Origin of the sequence: Serpentinimonas raichei (assembly GCF_000828895.1) — a bacterium.
Classification (GTDB): Bacteria; Pseudomonadota; Gammaproteobacteria; order Burkholderiales; family Burkholderiaceae_C; genus Serpentinimonas; species Serpentinimonas raichei.
This window is the reverse complement of the sequence record NZ_AP014568.1, coordinates 2,450,531-2,466,675: the sequence shown is the minus strand read 5'-3', so window position 1 is coordinate 2,466,675 and position 16,145 is coordinate 2,450,531. Positions and strand designations below refer to the sequence as shown.

Genomic DNA, 16,145 nt, shown 5'->3' with positions numbered 1-16,145 from the left:
GGCCGCGCCTACCCTGTTTTAGCCATGCAAGAAAAATACCTTCCCCAGGCCGTGGAGCAAGCGGCCCAGGCCGACTGGAGCGCCACCGACGCCTACCGCGTTTACGAAGACGCCAGCAAGCCCAAATACTACGCCTGCTCGATGCTGCCCTACCCCAGCGGCAAGCTGCACATGGGCCACGTGCGCAACTACACCATCAACGACATGCTCACGCGCCAGTTGCGCATGAAGGGCTACAACGTGTTGATGCCGATGGGCTGGGACGCCTTCGGGCTGCCGGCCGAAAACGCGGCGATCAAGAACCAAGTGGCCCCGGCGCGCTGGACCTACGACAACATCGCCTACATGAAGCGCCAGATGCAGGCGCTGGGCCTGGCGATCGACTGGAGCCGCGAAGTTGCCACCTGCTCGTCCGACTACTACAAGTGGAACCAGTGGCTGTTTTTGCGCATGCTCGAGCGCGGCATCGCCTACCGCAAGACGCAGGTGGTGAACTGGGACCCGGTGGACCAAACCGTGCTGGCCAACGAGCAGGTGATCGACGGCCGTGGCTGGCGCACCGGGGCGCCGGTGGAGCGGCGCGAGATTCCGGGCTACTACCTCAACATTACGGCCTACGCCGAGGAGTTGTTGCAGCAGGTGCAGCTCGATAACCCCAAAGCGACGCTGCAGGGCTGGCCCGACAAGGTGCGGCTGATGCAGGAGAACTGGATCGGCAAGAGCGAGGGGCTGCGTTTTGCCTTTAGGCACACGATTCGTGGCCACGACGGCAACCCGATCCAGGACGGCCGCCTGTACGTGTTCACCACCCGCGCCGACACCCTCATGGGCGTGACGTTTTGCGCCGTGGCACCCGAGCACCCGCTGGCGCGCCACGCGGCCGAGGGCCAGCCGGCGCTGGCGGCGTTCATCGAGGAATGCCTCACGGGCAGCCACACCGAGGCCGAGCTGGCGACGCAGGAAAAGCGCGGCATGGCCACCGGTTTGTTGGTGCAGCACCCGCTCACCGGCGCGCAGCTGCCGCTGTGGGTGGGCAATTACGTGCTGATGAGCTATGGGGACGGCGCGGTGATGGGGGTGCCGGCGCACGACGAGCGCGACTTTGCGTTTGCGCTCAAGTATGGGTTGGAGATTCGGCAGGTGGTTGGACTTGGCGTTGGCGCGGCTGCGTCGGGGCTGGGCCGCCCCCCCGGTTCGTCAGTCGCAGGCTCCGATTCCTCACCAGGGGGGCAGCCCAACCCCGACGCCTTCGACCCCACCCGCTGGCAAGACTGGTACGCCGACAAGCACGGGCTGGCGTGCATGAATTCCGGCGTGCTCGACGGCCTGGCATACCAAGAGGCCGTCAACAAAGTGGCCGAGCTGCTGGCCGCGCAGGGCCTGGGCGAGAAAAAAACCACCTGGCGGCTGCGCGACTGGGGCATCAGCCGGCAGCGCTACTGGGGCACCCCGATCCCCATCATCCACTGCGCCCAGCACGGCGCGGTGCCGGTGCCCGAGCGCGATCTGCCCGTGGTGCTGCCCGAAGACTGCGTCCCCGACGGCAGCGGCAACCCGCTGCTGCGCCACGAAGGCTTCCATGCCGGCGTCACCTGCCCGGTCTGCGGCGCACCGGCGCGGCGCGAAACCGACACCATGGACACCTTCGTCGATTCGTCCTGGTACTACATGCGCTACTGCGACCCCGGCAACACCGAGGCCATGGTCGGCGAAGGCACGCGCTACTGGATGCCGATGGACCAGTACATCGGCGGCGTCGAGCACGCCATTTTGCACCTGCTCTACGCCCGCTTCTGGACCAAGGTCATGCGCGACCTCGGGCTGGTGCAGGTCGATGAGCCCTTCCAGCGCCTGCTCACCCAGGGCATGGTGCTCAACCACATCTACTCGCGCCGCAACCAGCGCGGTGGCAAAGACTACTTCTGGCCGCACGACATCGAACACGTGCAGGATGCCAGCGGCAAAATCGTCGGGGCGCGGCTGATCCATGCCGCCGACAGCGGCGACGGCCGCCTGCCGCCCGGCACGCCGATCGACTACGAGGGCGTGGGCACGATGTCCAAGTCCAAAAACAACGGCGTCGATCCGCAAGACCTGATCGAAAAATACGGCGCCGACACGGCACGCCTCTACACCATGTTCACCGCCCCGCCCGAGGCCACGCTGGAGTGGAACGACGCCGCGGTGGAGGGCAGCCACCGCTTCCTCAAGCGCGTCTGGGCGCTCGGGCAGCAGCTGGCGCAGCTGGATTGGGCCGATTGGGCTACCGCCAGCCCAGCCAGCGGCGCGCAGCACCTGGCGGATGTCGCCTTCGGGCCGGCGGCCAAGGCCTTGCGGCACGAAATCCACAGCCTGCTCAAGCAGATCGACTACGACTACCAGCGCCTGCAGTACAACACCGTGGTTTCTGGCTGCATGAAGCTGAGCAACGCGCTCGAAGCCGCCCTGGCCGAGCAACGCCGCGCCGCCCCAAGCCAGACCGGCACCGATCCCAGCCTCGGGCTGGCGCTGGCCGAAGGCATGGGCATTTTGCTGCGTTGTCTCTACCCCGCCACCCCGCACCTGACGCACGCGCTCTGGCAGCAACTGGGCTATGCCGGCCGCTTGGGGCCTTTGCTCGACGCCCCTTGGCCGCAGGTGGACCCGCAGGCGCTGGAGCAAGACGAAATCGAGCTGGTGCTGCAAGTCAACGGCAAGCTGCGCGGCGCGCTGCGTGTGAGCGCCCAGGCCGAGCGCGCCGCCATCGAAGCCGCCGCCGTGGCGCACGAGGCGGTGCAAAAGTTGGCCCAAGGCGCCGCACCCAAAAAAGTGGTGTGGGTACCGGGGCGATTGGTCAACGTGGTACTCTAATCCGGCCATGCTCACTCCCTTTTGCGTCCCAGCCCCAATCCATCGGCGCCGCTGGCTGGCAGGCTTGGCGCTGGCCGGCGCACCGCTGCTGCTGAGCGCCTGCGGCTTCCGGCTGCGCGGTGCCGCCGCGCCGTTGGCCTTTAGCCGACTGCGCCTGAGCGCGCCCGCGCACAGCCCGGTGGCGCGCCTGCTGCGCACCCACTTGCAGGCCAGCGGCGTGTCTCTGCTGCCCGACGACCCGCTGCCGCCCGGCAGCGCACCGCCCGAGGTGCAGCTCGACATCGCGCTGGATCAAAGCGAGCGCGCCGTCGCCGGCACCACCGCCGCTGGCCAGGTGCGCGAGCTGCAACTGCGCCAGCGTCTGCGCTTTCGCTTGCGCACCTTGGCCGGGCGCGAGCTCATCCCCGACACCGAACTGCTGCAGCAGCGCGAGCTCAGCTTCACCGAAGCCCAGGCGCTGGGCAAGGAAGCTGAAGAAGCGCTGCTGTTCCAGGACATGCAGCAAGCCTTGGTGCGCCAGTTGATGGCGCGGCTGGCGGCGCTGCGCTCCATCTGATCAGACCCATGCAAGTGCGCGTACTGGGCTGCTCTGGGGCCATCGCCCGCGATGCCCGCACCACCTCGTTTTTGCTCGACGAGCGCATCCTGATCGACGCCGGCACCGGCGTGGGCGACCTCACGCTCGAAGAAATGCTGTGCATCGAGCACGTATTCCTGACCCACTCGCACCTCGATCACATCGCTGCGCTGCCGCTGATGATCGACTCCATGGCCGCCGGCCTGCGCCGCCCGCTGGTGGTGCACGCCTTGGCGCAGACCATCGCGGCCTTGCGCCAGCACATTTTCAACCACGTGATCTGGCCCGATTTTTCGGTCATTCCCTCGCCCGATAAGCCCTTCCTGCGCTTCGAGCCGCTGCAAGTCGGCGAAGTGCACGAAGTGTGCGGCCAGCGCCTGCGGGTGCTGCCGGCCCAGCACAACGTGCCCGCGGTCGGGTACGCGGTCGAAACCCCCAGCGGGCACTGGGCCTTTACCGGTGACACCTGTTCCAACCCGGCCTTCTGGCGCTGCATCAACGAGCTGCCCTTGGCCATGCTGGTGATCGAAACCGCCTTCAGCGAGCGCGAACACCGGCTGGCGCTGCGCAGCAAGCACCTGTGTCCCAGTCTGCTGGCGCAGGAGCTGGCCCAGCTCGATATGCGCCGCCACCCCGGGCTGCGCATCGGCATCACCCACACCAAACCGGCCGAGCGGCCCCAGATCGAGGCCGATGTATCCGCGCTGGGCCTGGCGCAACGCTACCCCCTGGTCTGGCTCGAAGCCGGACAGCGTTTTGATTTTTGAGGCAGGGCCGTCAGGAATAAGCGCACCCGGCAAAAAACGCTTATACTGATACCTCCAACAAGGAGATCTCGCCATGCTCAAGCCTGCTGTATTGTTGCTGTTGCTCTCGGCCGTGGCGGCTGCCCAAGCCACGGGCACCCCCATCGGATTCGTCAAAACCGTCTCGGGCCAAGCCCAAGTCATCACCGGCCCGCAGGTGCAAGCGGCGGTGGTCGGCACGCCGGTGCACTTGGGCAGCGTGCTGCGCACCGGTGCACGCAGCAGCTTGGGCGTGACCTTGCGCGACGAAACCGTGATGTCCTTTGGCCCCAACACCGAACTCACGGTCGATGAGTTCGTCTATGCGCCAGCCCAGCGCGAAGGCCGCCTGAGCACCCGCTTGGCCCGCGGCACGCTCAACTACGTCTCGGGGGCGATTGCGCGCCACCAGCCCGAAAACGTGCAGGTGCGCACCCCCACCGGCACCATCGGCATTCGCGGCACCCACTTCGTGGTCGAAGTGGATGAGGTCACCGGTCAAATCAGCGCGCGCTGATCACCACGCGGCGGTTGCGCGCTTCGCGCACGCCGTCGGGGGTGGGCACTTCCAGCAGGCGCTCGCCAAAGCCTTCGATGGCAATCTCAGTGTCTTGCAGGCCGCTGGCGCGCAAGCGCTGTGCGATCGCTTGTGCCCGGCGCAGCGCCAGTGCCTCGTTGAGTCGCGTCGATCCAATGGTGTCGGTGTGCCCCGCCACCGTCAGGTCGAGCGCTGTGCGCGCACGCAGCCGCTGCAGCACCTGCGGCCATTCGGCGGCGCTGGCCCGGGTCAGGTTGACGCTGCCGTCTTGGAAAAACAGGGTGAAGCGCTCTGGCCGTTGCGGCTGGGCATCGAGGGCCTCGCCAAAGACGCGCCGCACCTGCTCCTCGGGCACTGCCACAGGCGGGGCGGCACCGGTCAACGCCGTTCCGGTGAAAGCCGCACCCAGCACCTGCTGCCCGGCGCGGCCTGTGACCACCACCTGGCCCACGCTGCCATCGGGGTTGGGCAACAACACCACCCGGTCGGCGCGTGCTGCGGGCGCTGGCAGCACCAAGCCGGCCTTGATGCGCTCCAGCGATTCCATGTGCGTGACCTGCGCCGGGCACAACGCGGCGGCATCGAAGCCGCTGGGCTGCGCTCCCAGCGCCTCGAGATCGGCCTGCCCTGCGGGTGCGGCACCAAACAGGGCCACCAACTGGCCCATCGAAGCCAGCGTGCGCGCCTCGGCGCGCAGTTGCTCGTGCTGCGAATCGACGTAGGTGCGCGTGGCATCAAAAAACTCGGACTGGGTATCGAGCACATCGAGCAGGCTGCGCTGGCCGATGTCAAACTGCTGGCGCAAGGCGGTGACGGATTTTTCCACCGCCAGCCGCTGCGCGTCGGCCAAGCGCTGGCGGATGCGCAAGGTCTGCGTCTCGTTGAAGGCAATCGAGAGGTTTTGCTGCACCTGGCGGCAGACCACGTCCATTTCGGCGCGTGAGCGCGACTGCAACTCGGTGGCGCGCTGCAAGGCGGCGGAATCGGCGCCACCGCGGTACAGGTTGTGCGTCAGCGCCAGCTCGGCCACCTGATCGCGGAACTCGCCGCGCACCCCGTCGCGGTTGCGGCTTTCGCTGGCCGACAAGCGCGCCTCGACGCGCGGCATGAAAGCCGCCTGCCGGCCCTCGACCGCCTGCTGCGCCTGCAGCCAGCGGTGGTAGGCGGCGCGCAACTGCGGATTGGCCTCCAGCCCCTGGCGCAACGCCGCCGAGGCCGAGTCTGGCAGCGGCGCCAAGCTGCGTCCGCTGGGCCACGCCGGGAGCTGAGCCGGCGGCAGCAGGCCCACAAAGCGCTGGTAGTTCAGCCCCGCCTCGTTAAAGGCCCGGGTCTCGCCCACCAGCGTCGATTCGGCCACCGCCAAGCGCGCCTGCGCCTGCTCGGCGTCCACCCGCCGCCCAACGCCAGCGCGGGTGCGCTCGCCTATGGCATCGAACACCTTGCGGTGCTCGACGTAATTATCGGTCGCCAGCGCCACCCGCTGCTGCATGCGCAGCAGCTCCAGATAGGCCAGCACCACCTGCAGCGCCACCGCCTCGCTGCCCTGGCGCAAATCAAAATAAGCCGCCAGCTCGGCCTGGCTGGCCTGGCGCATCGCGGCCGCGACCTGCCCGCCGTCAAACAACAACTGGCTCAGATTGACCTGCACCCCGCTCGTCCCCATCCAGGCTGCGCTCTGGGTGGGCGTGCGCCGCTCTTGGCGGCCCACGTTGGCCTGCAGATCGACTTGGGGCCGCCAACCCGCCGCCGCCAGCGGGGCCTGTTGGCGCGTGGCCTGCAAAGCCCGCCAACGCTCTTGCACCTCTGGGCTTTGCAACACCGCCGCCTGCGCAGCCTGCACCAACGGCGCGGGCAAGGGTTGCGGCTGGGACTGGGACTGGGCGTGGGCCGACGCGGCCGCTAGGCACAGGACAAACCAAATGGGTTGAAAGGGTGGCTTCACGCTCAGCTCCTGGATAGGTAAATGTGCGCCCAAATAAAGCGCAGCCGCAGCGTCAGCACCCACGCGAAAAGCACCAATCCAAGCAACATTCGCACGCGGGCACCATACTGTGCTCATAATGATACATGAACGACGGCGCTTGCGCTGGCAACCCTTCCACCAACGAGTCCACTGCCATGAAACACCTCTACCAGCGCGCCATGGCTTTTTGGTTGTCGCTGTTGGGCTTAAGCTTGGGCCTGCTGCTGCTGGTGAGCGATCCGCTGCTGCTGCAAGCCCTGCGCTACCAGGTTTTTGACCAGTACCAGCGCTGGTCGCCGCGGGTCTATCAGGCGCAGCCGGTGCGCATCATCGACATCGACGAGGCCAGCTTGCAGCGCATCGGGCAGTGGCCGTGGCCGCGCACCCAGGTGGCTGAAATGGTGCAGCGGCTCAACGAGGCCGGGGCGGCCGCAATCGGCCTCGACATCTTGTTCGTCGAACCCGACCGCACCTCGCCGCAGGCGGTGGCGCAACGCTGGCCGCTGGACCCGCAGACCCGCCAAACCCTGCTGCAACTGCCCGACCACGATGCGCTGCTGGGCCAGGCGCTGGCCGACCGGCATGTGGTGCTGGGTTTTTCGCTGCAGCGCGAGCGACCCGCGCGCCCCGAGGAACGCAAGCCCGCGCTGACGGCGCGCTTCGTCTGGGTCGGGGGCGGTGCGCAGCCCCAGGCCCTGCACGGCTTCGAGTCGGCCGTGGCGGCGCTGGAGGTGCTGGAGCGCCAAGCGGCTGGCAACGGCGCCCTGACCTTCGTCCCCGACGCCGACGGCGTGGTGCGCCGGGTGCCGCTGGTGTTGCGTGTGGGCGATCAGCTCGTGCCCTCGCTGGTCACCGAAACGCTGCGCGTGGGGCTGGATGCGCGCAACGTGCTGCTGCGCAGCGCCGAGCAAGGCCGTGCGGCCGTGGAGGAAGTGCGCATCGGTGACCTCACCCTGCCCACCACGGCCACGGGCGAGCTCTGGCTGCACTACACCGAACCGGTGCCCGAGCGCTACATCCCGGCCTGGAAGCTGCTCGAAGGCCGCGTCGATCCGGCGCTGCTGCAAGGCCACTTGGTGCTGGTGGGCAGTTCGGCGCAGGGCCTGATGGACTTGCGCTTCAACTCGCTGGGCCGCATCATGCCTGGCGTCGAAGCGCACGCGCAGGCGCTGGAGCAGGCGCTGGGCGGGCATTTCCTGGTTCGCCCGGCCTGGGCGCTGGGGCTGGAGGCGCTGCTGCAGGCCATCGGCACGGTGCTGCTGGTGGTGTTGGCCATCTATGCCCGCGCGCTCTGGGCGGCTGCTGCCGGCGCTTTGCTGGTCGGCGCCGCGCTATGGGGCAGTTGGTGGGCCTTTAGCAGCCACGGCCTGCTGTTCAACAGCGTGATCCCGGTGCTGGTCTGGAGCGCCGCCTTCGTGGTCGCCAGTCTGGCGCACCACTTTCGCAGCGAGCAGCAGCAGCGCTTCATCAAACAGGCGTTTGCGCGCTACGTCTCGCCGAATCGTGTCGAATACCTGGTCGAGCACCCGCAGGACCTCAACCTGGGCGGGCAGCGCCAGACTTGCAGCTTCATATTCACCGATCTGGCGGGCTTCACCACCCTGATGGAAAAAATCGACCCCGGCGAGGCGCTCGGGCTGCTGAATAGCTACCTGGAGCAGATGATCGAGATCGCCTTCAAGCACCAGGGCACGCTGGACCGAATCGTCGGCGATGCGGTGGCGATCATGTTTTCGGCCCCGGTGCCGCAACCCGATCACCCGCGCCGCGCGCTGCTGTGCGCGCTTGAGATGCACGCTTTTGCCAGCCGCTACGCCAGCGAGCTGCAGGCGCGCGGCATCCCCTTTGGCCACACCCGGCTCGGGGTGCACTCGGGCGAGGTGATCGTGGGCAACTTTGGCGGCAAAGCCATTTTTGATTACCGCGCCTTGGGCGATCCGGTCAACACCGCCGCCCGGCTGGAGAGCGCCAACAAGCAGTTGGGCACCCGCATTTGCGTCTCGGGCCACACCTTGGCCGACTGTGGCGATCTGCCGGCGCGGCCGATCGGGCGCCTGCTGCTCAAGGGCAAGAGCCAAGACCTGGCGGTGTTCGAGCCGCTGTGCGCCGAGGTACCCAGCGCCTACGCCCCACCGGACGAATACCAGGCCGCCTATGAGGCGCTGGCGCAACAGCATGAGGAGGCGCTGGCGCGCTTTGCCGACTTGGCGCAGCGCTACCCCAGCGATCCGCTGGTGCGGCTGCACCACCAGCGGCTCAGTCAGGGCGAAAGCGGGGAGCGCCTGGTGCTGGAGAGCAAGTGAGGCGGCGCCTTGGCCTGCCCTTGTGCGTGTCTTGGCGCATGTCTTGGCACGTGACCTGGCGCCTCGAGCCGCTACACTGCAAGCCGCCATGCAAAGCCCCACCTCCCCTTTGAACGCCCAGCCGAACCCCCCATGACCGCCCAGTTGACCGCCCAGTTGCAGCGCGGCCTCAAACCCCTCTACACCGTGTACGGCGACGAAGCGCTGCTGGTGCAAGAGGCGGCCGACGCCATTCGCGCCGCCGCGCGCGCCCAGGGTTTTCTGGAGCGCAGCGTGTTCGTGGCCAGCGGCGCGCATTTCGACTGGAGCGCGGTGCGGGCCGCGGCCCTTAGCCAGAGCCTGTTTGCCGAGCGCCAGTTGCTGGAGCTGCGCCTGCCCTCAGGCAAACCGGGCAAGGACGGCGCAGCGGCGCTGCAGCAACTGGCCGAAGCCGCCCCCGCCAACCCCGACCTGCTCACGCTGGTGCTGCTGCCGCGGCTGGATGCGACCACGCTCAAAAGCCCCTGGTTTGCGGCCTTGGCGCAGCACGGCCCGGCGCTGCGCATCGACGCAGTCGAGCGCGCCCAACTGCCGGTCTGGATCGCACAGCGGCTGCAACTGCAAGGCCAACGCGTGCCCAGCGGGGCCGAGGGCCAGCGCAGCCTGGATTTTCTGGCGGATCGGGTCGAGGGCAATCTGCTGGCGGCGCACCAGGAAATCCAAAAGCTGGCGCTGCTCTACCCGGCCGGTGAGCTGGGCTTTGAGCAGATCGAACGCGCCGTGCTCGACGTGGCGCGCCACGACCCCTTCAAGCTCGCCGAAGCGGTGCTGGATGCGCAGCCGCTGCGCGTGCAGCGCATGCTCGACGGCCTGCAAGCCGATGGCAGCGCCGCCGTGCTGGTGCACTGGGCACTGGCCGAAGACATCCGCGCCCTGTGGCGCGTGAAATCCGAGCAGGCGCAAGGCAAGCCACTGCCGCTGGCGCTGCGCGAGCAGCGCGTCTGGGGCGCGCGCGAAAAGCGTTTCGAGCGCGTGCTGCCCCGGCTGGCGCTGGCGCAGCTCGAACGCTGGCTGCTGGCCGCCCACACCGTCGATGGCATCGTCAAGGGGCTGCGCCACCCCGACTGGCCCGCCGACCCGTGGCTGGCGTTGGGGCGGCTGGCGCAGCAGGTGGTGCGGGGGTGTGCGGCCGTGCGTTAGCTGCCAAACACGCCGCGCTTCAGTGTGCCTGCGCCGGGTTGCGGCGCTGCAGCCGGCGGTAATCGCTGGGCGACAAACCGGTGTGCTCGCGGAACACCCGGCTGAAGTGCGCGCTCTGGTTGAAGCCCCACGACAAGGCAATTTCGGTGATGGTGCGCGCGGTCAATTCCGGGTTGCTCAAATCGCGCATGCACGCCTGCAGTCGCCGCCGCAGAATGTACAGGGCCAAGGTCCCCTCTTCCTCGGTGAAGGCATTGTGCAAGTGGCGCTTGCTGCAGTTGAGCGCCACCGCGATGCGCTCGATGCTAAGCGCCGGATCACGCAGATGGTGGCCGATGTAACTCCGGATGCGATCCCGAAAAGCCTCCATCTGCGTGGTACCCGTTGAGCGCCCCGCCAGCTCCAGCAAAGAGAGACGCACCAGATCCACGATCGCCTCCCCGGCCCCGCGCGCAGCCTGCTCGCCCATGGCCGGCAGCTCCTGCCACGTGCTGCGCATGGCCTCCAGCGCCACCCGTGAAATGCCCTTTGAGCCTCCCACGTGGCGCGCCATCAGCGGTTCGAGCCTGAGACCGCGCTCCAGCAAGTGCGCCTTGGGCAACATGACGATCAGGTGCTCGACCTGCTCCGGGTTGGCCACCTCGTAGCTGCCGGTGGTGTCGTAAATGGCCCACCCACCCGGCCGCACCCAAGCTTGGCGACCGTGTTGCTCGACGGCAGCGCTGCCTTGCCACGGCGCCACGATCTTGAGGTAACAGTTTTCGGCCGTGCGCGCCATCTTGCTGCTGCGCATGACCCGGTGCCGGTTGGCCTCCAGCTTGGTCAGCACCACCTCGCCGGCCCGGTTCGACAGCACCCGGCCGTCAAAGCCGCTGTCGCCGTACAGATCCGAATCCAGACCCCCAAAATGGCACGAAATCCAGTCAGCCCAAACCAACGGCCGCTCCCTGGACGGGAACATATCGGTGCTCATAGACTGGGACGGGGTCATTACACGCTCCGGGTTGGGTGTGCGCCAAATTATCGGGCTCGCGTTCGGTTTTAACCAGCCTTTTGGGCTAGGGTAATCCCGAGCTTGGCTGCACGCATCGTCAAATCGCCGTGCACCGTGGTGCAAGCGCTCAATGCGGCAAACTTCTACGATTCATACACCCCCGCATCCCCACTAGGAGACAAACATGAACCACCCCACGCGTCGCACCGTCATCCAAGGCAGCGCAGCCGCCCTAGGCGCCTTGGCCGTCGCGCCCCCCCTGCTGGCCCAAGCGGCCCCCGTGCGCATCGGCTACTCCATGTCGCGCACCGGCCCGTGGACGGTGGGTGCCCAGACCAGCCAAGAGCCCAACTACATCCTGTGGGCCGAGCAGCAAAATGCCGCCGGGGGCCTCAACGTGCAGGGTGTGCGGCGCCCGATCGAACTGATCGGCGTCGATGACCGCAGCGACATGGAAACCGTGATCCGCACCTACGAGCGCCTGATGGGCAGCGAGCGCGTCGATCTGGTGCTGCCGCCTTGGGGCAGCAGCGCCAACTTTGCCGTCGCTCCGCTGGCCAACCGCCACGGCTACCCCTTCCTGGCCCCGACCGCACTCTCCAGACGCTTGGTCGAGCTGCGCCTGCCCTTTTTCTTTCTGACGCTGCAACAGCCCGCTGCCATGGTGGGTGCGCTGGTTGACATGTTGCGCGCCAACGGCGTGCGCAGCCTAACCTGCATTTACGTCGATGACCTGTTCGGGCTGGAGAACTTTGCCGCCTTGCGCGTGGCCTTGCAGGGCAGCGGCATCGAGATGGTGGACCACCGCAGCTACCCGCTGGGCGTGCGCGATCTGGCCCCGGTGCTGCGCTCCATGAAAGCCCGCAACCCAGACGCCTTCGTCGGCTTCACCTACCCGCCCGACACCGTGCTGGCCAGCCGCCAGTCGCGCGAGATCGCCTTCAACCCGCGCTTTTTCTATGCCTCGGTCGGGACCGCGTTTCCGATGTTTCGCGAAGTCATGACCCCGACCGGCGCCGAAGGCGTGATGGGCATGGGCTCGTGGAACCGCCGCAGCAGCCCCGGGGCACAGGCCTATTTTGAGGCCCATGTGGCGCGCCACAACCGCGAGCCCGACCGCTGGGCCAGCGGACACACCTGGGCGGCGCTGGAGATTCTGAGCGCTGCCGTGGCCCGGGTCGGGCTGGATCGGCGGGCCATCCGCGATTTCGTGGCCGGCAACACGCACCGCACCATCGTCGGTGACATCCGCTTTAGCGGCAGCGAAAACGTGGGCACACCAGGCACGGTGGGCCAATGGCAGCGGGGCGAGTTCGAGGTGGTCTGGCCGCGCGCCGTGGCCACGGCGGCACTCAACCCGAACAAACCCGCCTGGTAATTTCGCCGGCACCCGCCTGGCGCGGCGGCCCTCCCCTGGGCCGTGCCGCACCTTGGCCTGCACACTCGCACACCCATGTCCATTTCTGCCTGGATCGAGCTGATCGCCTCCGGCCTCATCACCGGCGGCATCTATGCGCTCATTGCCCTGGGGCTCAACCTCCAGTACGGGCTGATGCGCATCCTCAACATCGCCCACGGCGAGTTTTTATTGGTGGGCGCCTTCCTGACCTGGATGGTGCACACCTATTTTGGTGTCTCGCCGCTGCTGATGCTGCCCCTGACCTTTGGCTTGATGCTGTTGCTGGGCTGGGTGGTGCACTGGCTGTGCTTCCGGCCCCTGACGCAGACCTCGCCCAACCTGGACGTGTTCGAGGCGCGCGGCCTGATGGTTGCTTTTGGGATGATGTTCCTGGTCAAGAGCTTCGTCACCTTTGTTTGGGGTGGCGACATCCGCGGCTACGACTACCTGTCGCAGCCGGTGCACTTGGGTTTTGGCCAGTTTGCGCTCAACAAGCTGCTGATCTTCGTGCTGTCGCTGCTGTTTTGCGTGGCCCTGATCGTGCTGCTGCGCCTGACCCTGCTGGGCAAGGGCGTGCGTGCCCTGATGCAATCGCCCGTGGGGGCGCAACTGGTGGGCATCGACACCAAGCGGCTGCATCCGCTGATGTTCGGCATCGGCCTAGCGCTCTCGGGTGTGGCCGGCGTGCTGCTCTCGATGGCCTACACCATCAGCCCCGACATGGGGCAGGCCTTCACCATCACGGCCTTGATCGTCATTGCCTTGGGCGGCTTTGGCAGCATGGGCGGGGCGCTGGTGGGTGGCCTGCTGCTGGGGGTGATCGAAGCCATCGCCATGCATTACACCAGCCCCTCGCTCAAGGCGCTGCTTTCTTATCTGGTTTTCATCGGCGTATTGGTGTTGCGCCCTGAAGGTTTGTTTACTCGCAAGGGGCGCAAGGCATGAACTCTAAACAAACGCTGCTGCGTGATGTGCTGATCCTATTCGGGCTGGCCGGCTGGGCCGTGGCCTTGCCCGGCTTTGCCAGCGAATTCGTGTTGTCGATGGCCCTGACCTGCCTGATGTACGTGGCGCTCTCGACCAGTTGGGCGCTGTTTTGCGGCACCACGCGCTACCTCTCGCTGGCCACGGCGGCCTTTTTCGGTGTCGGGGCCTACACCAGTGCGCTGCTGGTCGAGACCTTCCCTTGGTGGCAGGTGGTGGCGCTGGGGGCCTTGGTGGCGGCGCTGCTGGCGGTGTTCATGGGCGCACTGGTGCTGCATTTGCGCGGCACCTACTTTGCCATCCTGACCTTTGGCATGACCGAGCTGATCCGCCACTCGATCACCTTCTACGAAAGCACGGTCACGGGCACCGTCGGGCGCATGATCTTGGTGGCGCCCGACAGCAGCACGGTCTATTACACCGTGCTGCTGCTGGCCGTGGCGGCGATGGCGACCTCGATCGCGGTGCGGCGCACCCGCTTTGGGCTGGCCATGCTGGGCATTGGCTCCGATGAGCAACGCGCCCAGACCTTGGGGGTGAACACCCGTCTCGTCAAGATCGGCGGCTTTGCCATCACCGCCGCCTTTGCCGGGGCCGTTGGGGCGGCGATGGCGGTGCGCTGGACCTACATCGACCCGACCACCGTGTTCAACCCCTTCATTGGTTTTCAGACCGTGCTGATCGCGCTCATAGGCGGCGCCATGACGCTCTGGGGGCCGCTGCTGGCTGCAATTCTGTTCAGCATCCTGGCAGAAACGCTGCGGCTGCAGGTGCCCGAGCTGTACATGATGTCGCTCGGCCTGTTGCTGATCCTGTTCGTGCTCTACCTGCCCGGCGGGCTGGCCTCGGTGCGCTGGTTCATGCTGCGCGACGCCTGGTGCACCCTGCAAGCCGGCTGGCGCGAGCGCCGCTACCGATGGAGCGGCCAGCAGGCGCGCGACGAGGCGCGGGCACGCCAGCGCGCCCGGGAGCGCCGCCATGTCTGAGCTGCACCCACAAAACCACCTACCGCCCCTGCTGGAGGCGCGTGAAGTCACGGTGCGCTTTGGCGGCCTGACCGCCGTCGACGGGGTCGATGCGGTGTTTCGTGCCGGCGAACTGGTCGGCATCATCGGCCCCAACGGGGCCGGCAAAACCACCTTTTTCAACGCCATCTCAGGCGTGCTGCGCCCCACCAGTGGCCAACTGTTGGCTGATGGACACGATTTGATCGGCCAAAACCCACACCGCTTTGCCGCGCACGGCATTGCCCGCACCTTTCAGACGCCGCGCGTGTTCTCTGAAATGTCGGTGCGCGACAACGTCGAGTTTGGCCTCAAGTTTGCCGGTCGCCGGTCCCGCAAATGGGTTTTTTGGGGCCCCGAGGCACGCGTGCCATGGGCCTTGCGCACGCCCGAGAGCATTCTGGAGCTGATCGGTCTGCTGCACCTGAGCGAAATCCCGGCGGCAGCCATCACGCCCTCACAGCAGCGCCTGCTCGAAATCGCCATGGCGCTGGCGACGCGGCCACGGCTGCTGCTGCTCGATGAAGTGGCCGCCGGCCTGACCGAGTCCGAACTCGAAAACATGGCGCAACTGATCCGGCGCATCCGCGACGAACTCGACCTGAGCGTGATCTGGATCGAACACGCCGTCACCACGCTGCTGCGCCACGTCGAGCGCGTGATCGTGCTGCACCAAGGGCGCAAGATTGCCGACGCCACCCCGGCCGAGGTGGTGCGCAACCCGGACGTGATCGAGGCTTACCTGGGCGACGAGATGGAGAACGCCACATGATGTGGTACCGCAACACCCCCTTCAACCTGAACGAGCAGGCCGCCGCCCGCCTGTGGGTCGAGGATTTGAGCGCCGGCTATGGGAATTTTCTGGTGCTGCGCAACCTGTCGCTCGAGGTGCTGCCCGGCCTGACCGTGATCCTGGGCCCCAACGGAGCGGGCAAATCGACCCTGCTCAAGGCCCTCAACGGCCTGATCGGGCGCAGCGGCCACGTCTGGCTCGATGATGCCGAGCTGCCCAGCAAAACGCATGAAATCGTCCGCTCCGGGGTCGTGCTGGTGCCCGAAGGCCGCCAACTGTTCCCGCAGTTGACGGTGCGCGAGAACTTGGAGCTGGGCGGCTGGCTGGTGCCCAAGGGCCTGCGCGCCCAGCGCCTAGATCAGGCCTTCATCGACTTCCCCAAACTCAAGGAGCGCGCCAGCCAACTGGCCGGCACCATGAGCGGTGGCGAGCAGCAGATGGTGGCGGTGGCGCGCGCCATGATGAGTGCGCCCCGGCTGTTGATGCTCGATGAACCCTCGCTCGGCCTAGCGCCGCGCATGGTCGATGAATTGCTGCACATTGCACGCCGCATCGCCGACAACGGCACCACCGTGCTGATGGTGGAGCAAAACGTAAAAAAGGCGCTGGCGGTGGCCGACCGCGGCTATGTGATGGAGCGCGGCACGCTGGTCGCCAGCGGAGCGGCCAAATTGCTGGCGCGCTCGAGCGTGATCCGTGAGGCCTACCTCGGTGCCGCTGCGGCCCCCGCCACACCTCGGGCAGCAGCGGCCGCCAAGGCCGCTGCGTAGACGCAG

General features: G+C 67.2%; 13 protein-coding genes. 11 read left to right on the top strand and 2 right to left on the bottom strand.

Annotated features, from left to right (window positions below; genetic code table 11):
* Nucleotides 1-24: 24 nt before the first annotated feature.
* From SRAA_RS11425 to SRAA_RS11410, 4 genes are all read left to right on the top strand, one after another.
* On the top strand, nucleotides 25-2,850 hold the full coding sequence (locus tag SRAA_RS11425) for a leucine--tRNA ligase (RefSeq protein WP_045532819.1): 2,826 nt from the start codon (nucleotides 25-27) through the stop codon (nucleotides 2,848-2,850).
* 7 nt (nucleotides 2,851-2,857) lie between these two features.
* Entirely contained in the window at nucleotides 2,858-3,406 is a 549-nt protein-coding gene (locus tag SRAA_RS11420) for an LPS-assembly lipoprotein LptE (RefSeq protein ID WP_082040053.1), read from the top strand.
* Nucleotides 3,407-3,414: 8 nt separating this feature from the next.
* Complete coding sequence (locus SRAA_RS11415; RefSeq protein ID WP_045532818.1) at nucleotides 3,415-4,194, top strand: MBL fold metallo-hydrolase; 780 nt, start codon at nucleotides 3,415-3,417, stop codon at nucleotides 4,192-4,194.
* A 73-nt stretch (nucleotides 4,195-4,267) separates the two neighbouring features.
* The gene (locus SRAA_RS11410; RefSeq protein ID WP_045532817.1) at nucleotides 4,268-4,729 is read left to right on the top strand and encodes a FecR family protein; all 462 of its coding nucleotides are present in this window, start codon (nucleotides 4,268-4,270) and stop codon (nucleotides 4,727-4,729) included.
* Here the strand turns inward: SRAA_RS11410 and SRAA_RS11405 are convergent.
* Nucleotides 4,716-6,692, bottom strand: a complete 1,977-nt coding sequence (locus SRAA_RS11405; protein ID WP_052467572.1) for a TolC family outer membrane protein — start codon at nucleotides 6,690-6,692, stop codon at nucleotides 4,716-4,718. The two genes, SRAA_RS11410 and SRAA_RS11405, sit on opposite strands and share 14 nt — an antisense overlap.
* Before the next feature lie 176 nt (nucleotides 6,693-6,868).
* On the opposite strand from SRAA_RS11405, the gene SRAA_RS11400 reads away from it, so the two are divergent.
* Both SRAA_RS11400 and holA read left to right on the top strand, forming a co-directional pair.
* The gene (locus tag SRAA_RS11400) at nucleotides 6,869-9,016 is read left to right on the top strand and encodes a CHASE2 domain-containing protein (protein WP_045533832.1); all 2,148 of its coding nucleotides are present in this window, start codon (nucleotides 6,869-6,871) and stop codon (nucleotides 9,014-9,016) included.
* Nucleotides 9,017-9,148: 132 nt separating this feature from the next.
* Nucleotides 9,149-10,195 carry a DNA polymerase III subunit delta gene (gene holA / locus SRAA_RS11395; RefSeq protein ID WP_045532816.1) on the top strand — a complete coding sequence of 349 codons (1,047 nt, stop codon included), beginning with the start codon at nucleotides 9,149-9,151 and terminating at the stop codon, nucleotides 10,193-10,195.
* A 19-nt stretch (nucleotides 10,196-10,214) separates the two neighbouring features.
* On the opposite strand, the gene SRAA_RS11390 is transcribed toward holA, so the two are convergent.
* The gene (locus tag SRAA_RS11390) at nucleotides 10,215-11,186 is read right to left on the bottom strand and encodes an AraC-like ligand-binding domain-containing protein (protein ID WP_045532815.1); all 972 of its coding nucleotides are present in this window, start codon (nucleotides 11,184-11,186) and stop codon (nucleotides 10,215-10,217) included.
* A 187-nt stretch (nucleotides 11,187-11,373) separates the two neighbouring features.
* On the opposite strand from SRAA_RS11390, the gene SRAA_RS11385 reads away from it, so the two are divergent.
* From SRAA_RS11385 to SRAA_RS11365, 5 genes are all read left to right on the top strand, one after another.
* A complete protein-coding gene (locus SRAA_RS11385) occupies nucleotides 11,374-12,567 on the top strand; it encodes an amino acid ABC transporter substrate-binding protein (protein ID WP_045532814.1) in 1,194 nt (397 codons plus the stop codon).
* 75 nt (nucleotides 12,568-12,642) lie between these two features.
* Entirely contained in the window at nucleotides 12,643-13,533 is an 891-nt protein-coding gene (locus SRAA_RS11380) for a branched-chain amino acid ABC transporter permease (protein WP_034111081.1), read from the top strand.
* Nucleotides 13,530-14,558: a branched-chain amino acid ABC transporter permease gene (locus SRAA_RS11375; RefSeq protein ID WP_045532813.1), complete on the top strand. Its 1,029-nt coding sequence runs from the start codon at nucleotides 13,530-13,532 to the stop codon at nucleotides 14,556-14,558. Before SRAA_RS11380 ends, SRAA_RS11375 begins: the two co-directional genes overlap by 4 nt.
* Nucleotides 14,551-15,348, top strand: a complete 798-nt coding sequence (locus SRAA_RS11370; RefSeq protein ID WP_045532812.1) for an ABC transporter ATP-binding protein — start codon at nucleotides 14,551-14,553, stop codon at nucleotides 15,346-15,348. The genes SRAA_RS11375 and SRAA_RS11370 overlap by 8 nt, the downstream gene beginning before the upstream one ends.
* Entirely contained in the window at nucleotides 15,345-16,139 is a 795-nt protein-coding gene (locus tag SRAA_RS11365; RefSeq protein ID WP_045532811.1) for an ABC transporter ATP-binding protein, read from the top strand. Before SRAA_RS11370 ends, SRAA_RS11365 begins: the two co-directional genes overlap by 4 nt.
* The last annotated feature ends 6 nt before the right edge of the window (nucleotides 16,140-16,145 follow it).